The sequence below is a fragment of the Anaerotruncus sp. 1XD42-93 genome, from assembly GCF_009917605.1.
GTDB lineage: Bacteria > Bacillota > Clostridia > Oscillospirales > Ruminococcaceae > Anaerotruncus.
In genome coordinates, this window is the sequence record NZ_QZEG01000119.1 from 1 (window position 1) to 3,766 (window position 3,766).

A 3,766-nucleotide genomic window follows, 5' to 3' on the forward strand; every position below is an offset into this window, starting at 1 on the left:
CTCTGTGCCCGATCGGGCCGGGCTTCCCAGCTTGCCGGGGTGGGGCACACGGGGAGGGGTCGCTGACCCCTCGCCCGTGAGGCGCATCCTGCCCGAGCGTCGCGCGTAAGCGCGCTTCGGGCTGAAAGCCCGAGAAGCGATGGGCGTTGTTTTGGTCGGGAACCCAAAACAACATGCGCCCGGTGCCCCCTAGCCCGTAAGGCAAACTGAGGGGGCGTCGCGGCCTTAGCCGCGCTTCGGACCGCAGGTCCGAGAAGTCCCCCGAAGTAGGGCGCTTGCGCCCCGGAAGTTTGGTCGGGAACCCAAACTTCCGTTGCCCTCAGCCCCTCTTGTGGGGTGCGCCGAGCGGCTGTCGCGGCCTTGGCCGCGCTTCGCGCTTGCGCGAGAAAGCCGCGAGCGGGGGCGTTTTGGTCTGGAACCCAAAACGCCGCGCACCTTTGAGAAAGCCGCGAGTGGAGGCGTTTTGGTCTGGGATGCCGCCTTTGCCACTGATTCGGTTTGAAAAACAAGGTATTTTGCAGAGGTACAAAATGAAAAACCCCTTTCCTCTCTCAAGCGACAACAAACGGTACCACACCTACCATTACTACCTGACCCAGCGGTTCGGTGGGAAGGTCTCGCGGGTCAGCCTGAACGCGGGGATGTCCTGTCCCAACCTCGACGGCACCAAGGGCGTCGGGGGCTGTGTCTATTGCTCGCCCACCGGAAGTGGGGAGTTCGGCGGGGACCCGCGGGAGGAAATCCCGGCCCAGTTCGCGCAGATTTCCGCGCGGATGGGCCAAAAATGGGACACACAAAAGCATATCGCCTACCTACAGGCCCGGACCAACACCTATGCCCCGGTCGAACGGCTGCGGGAGGTCTACGAACAGGCCCTCGGCTGTCCGGGGGTGGTGGGGCTGGCGGTCGCAACCCGCCCGGACTGCCTGTCTGAACCGGTCTGCGACCTGCTTGCGGAATTTTCTGAGCGCACCTATCTAACCGTCGAGCTGGGGCTACAGACCGCCAACGATCAAACCGGCGCGGCGCTCAATCGGTGTTATGGTCTCTCCGATTTTTTGGAGGGATATGCCCGTCTGCGCGCACGCGGTGTTTCTGTCGGGGTGCACATCATCGACGGATTGCCGGGGGAGTCGCATGAGATCATGCTGGAGACCGCCCGTCTGCTCGCAGGGTTGGAACTGCACCTCGTGAAAATCCATCTGCTGCATGTGATCGCGGGCACACCGCTTGCCGAATCTTTTGCAACACAAAAATTCCCGCTGCTCACCCGCGAAGCCTATGTGCAGATCGTCTGCGACCAGCTCGAGCTGTTCCCGCCAGAGTTCGTGATCGGCAGGCTCACCGGCGACGGCGCGCCCGATATGCTGATCGGCCCGGACTGGAGCCGCAAAAAGCTCTGCGTCCTCAACGAGATTGACAAGGAGCTTGCCCGCCGGGACTCCTGGCAGGGCAAACACTGGAAGCAGGCGCGGCCCGTATGACTGCCGTCGTTTCTCTGCCAGTCCGCTGGCGGCAGTCCCAAAAGATAACAGGGTCCTGCGGGACAGGGACTCCTGGATTAAGGCCCACCTGAATTTCGCTAAACTTTTATTTAGCGAAATTATTTGTTTTGCCTTTTTGCCGCACTCCCCCACTTCACCGATGGCCTGGATTTGGCAGCGGAGGCTGCCGGACACTGAATCTTGCAGCCTGGCAAGGCAAAAGGCAGACACCCCTCTGCGGCCTGCAAAGAGTTGCTGCAAAAAAAGCCTGCTCAGGCAGGGGTGGCTGACTGTGTGTAAAGCTCCTGGACTTGCCATCAAAATCCGGAACCAGCTTCATCAGCGGAAACCGGTCCCGAGAAAACAGCCGCCGCCTTGGCCGAAAACAGCTCTTGTGAAATTTCCATGTATTTACACAATGGCGAAAATCCGATTTCATCTGAAAAAACAACCCGCCGGACAGTATAAACCATCCGGCGAACCTGCATCAGGGAATGTCGTCCTTCTGTTTGAACTTTTTTACCAGCCGGTAAAACGCATACTTGTTGATATTGAGCAGCGTCTGGGCCTCCTTACTGGTCAGGGAGCCTTCTTTGTACCGCTGGTAGATAGAAGGAAAATCCTCCGGTACGGGGGCTGGGGGACGTCCAAACCGTACTCCATTCGCTTGCGCGCGGGAAATTCCCTGTCTCTGCTTTTCCTTCCGTTCCTGCTCGGCAGCCTCCAGAACGTCCGCAACAGCATCGAATTTTTCCTGATCGTCTATGATCTCTCTGATTTTCTCAATTAGCGCGGCATCCATAATTATCCTCCTTAATAAGCTGAGAAAGCCTCACCGGAAATGCCGCAGAACTGCCGCTTGCAAACTGCGCCTTTCCGGAAAAAACGCGTCGGTTTTCCCAAGTTAAAGATCAGGGAGCGTCAGAAACGAGCGGCTCTCCGCTTTCCGACCTGGTGCTGTCTGAAAAACTGAAAACATCGTCTTTTTCCGGTGGAAGCGGTCCTCCTCTTCTCTCTAAAGCCCGCCCGCCTTTTATGAAAAATACGTCCGTTTTCCTGCCTCTATACAAGCCCTGTCCCTGAGCTTCCCGCAGGTGCCACTATGGGAAGATCGTCCGGTCTTTATTGATTGCTGTGTTCAAGCATATCGGTCCACTCCCTCCCCGGATCGCCAGATCTAAAATGCAGGATTCCCCCTATTTTCTATTATAACATTTTTTGTAGATTTTCGCAAAAAAAAGAGTAGAAAAATTTTTGATCTTTATTTATTTTTTCTGCACAAAGATTGCGGGCACCAGGCACGTTTTGTTCGTGCAGTTGCACAGTATCCTGAAAGGTGCGCGGCGTTTTGGGTTCCAGACCAAAACGCCCCCACTCGCGGCTAACGCCGCGACAGCCGCTCGGCGCACCCCACAAGAGGGACTGAGGGCAACGGAAGTTTGGGTTCCCGACCAAACTTCCGGGGCGCAAGCGCCCTTCTTCGGGGGACTTCTCGGACCTACGGTCCGAAGCGCGCTCCGCGCGATGCCCCCTCAGTTTGCCTCACGGGCGAGGGGTCAAAGGCAGCATCCGTTTGGCCCCAGCCCAAACGGATAGGCGCTCGCGCCTTCCTCGGGTCTTCTCGGCTGGCGCCGAAGCGCGGCATCCGCCGCGACGACCCTGCGGGCTGCCTCACGGGCGAGGGGTCAGCGACCCCTCCCCGTGTGCCCCTCCCCGGCAAGCCTTGTGCGCCAGTCCGGTCGGGCACTGTGTAGTGGGGTTTTGCGGCGCGGCCTGGGGCGAGTGAGAGGGCCTGTCTGGGCAAAAAACAGGTCGGGGCGGGCACTGACATGCGTGTCTTTTCCGCCCAGCCAAAGGCGGGCACCCTTCCGGGGGGATACATAAGGGGGGTGGGGCGCATGTTGTTTTGGAATCCCGACCAAAACAACGCCCATCGCTTCTCGGGCTTTCAGCCCGAAGCGCGCTTGCGCGCGACGCTCGGGCAAGATGCGCCTCACGGGTTAGGGGTCAGCGACCCCTCCCCGTGTGCCCCTCCCCGGCAAGCTGGGAAGCTCGGCCCGATCGGGCACTGTGTAATGGAGTTTTGCGGCACAGCCCGGGGCGAGTGAGAGGGCCTGTCTGGGCAAAAAACAGGCCGGGGCGGGCTGTGACATGCGTGTCTTTTCCGCCCAGCCAAAGGCGGGCACCCTTCCGGGGGATACATAAGGGGGTTTCCCCCTTATGTGTGCTTTTTACCTTGCTTTTTGCACAAGCAAAAAACAAGCCGTCCGCCCGGACGGGAC

At 59.2% G+C, this 3,766-nt stretch carries 2 protein-coding genes; one reads left to right on the forward strand and one right to left on the reverse strand.

Going from position 1 to position 3,766, the window contains the following annotated elements; translation table 11 throughout:
- The first annotated feature begins 530 nt into the window (after positions 1 to 530).
- Positions 531 to 1,484, forward strand: coding sequence for a TIGR01212 family radical SAM protein (locus D5269_RS17075; protein ID WP_120487159.1), 954 nt, complete (start codon positions 531 to 533; stop codon positions 1,482 to 1,484).
- Between the two features lie 487 nt (positions 1,485 to 1,971).
- On the opposite strand, the gene D5269_RS17080 is transcribed toward D5269_RS17075, so the two are convergent.
- Positions 1,972 to 2,286, reverse strand: coding sequence for a recombinase family protein (locus D5269_RS17080; protein WP_016317933.1), 315 nt, complete (start codon positions 2,284 to 2,286; stop codon positions 1,972 to 1,974).
- Positions 2,287 to 3,766: the final 1,480 nt, after the last annotated feature.

What these genes read in the sequence shown, in the direction of transcription:
- D5269_RS17080 (WP_016317933.1), bottom strand. Translation starts at nt 2,286, where the DNA reads ATGGATGCCGCGCTAATTGAGAAAATCAGAGAGATCATAGACGATCAG.
- D5269_RS17075 (WP_120487159.1), top strand. Translation starts at nt 531, where the DNA reads ATGAAAAACCCCTTTCCTCTCTCAAGCGACAACAAACGGTACCACACC.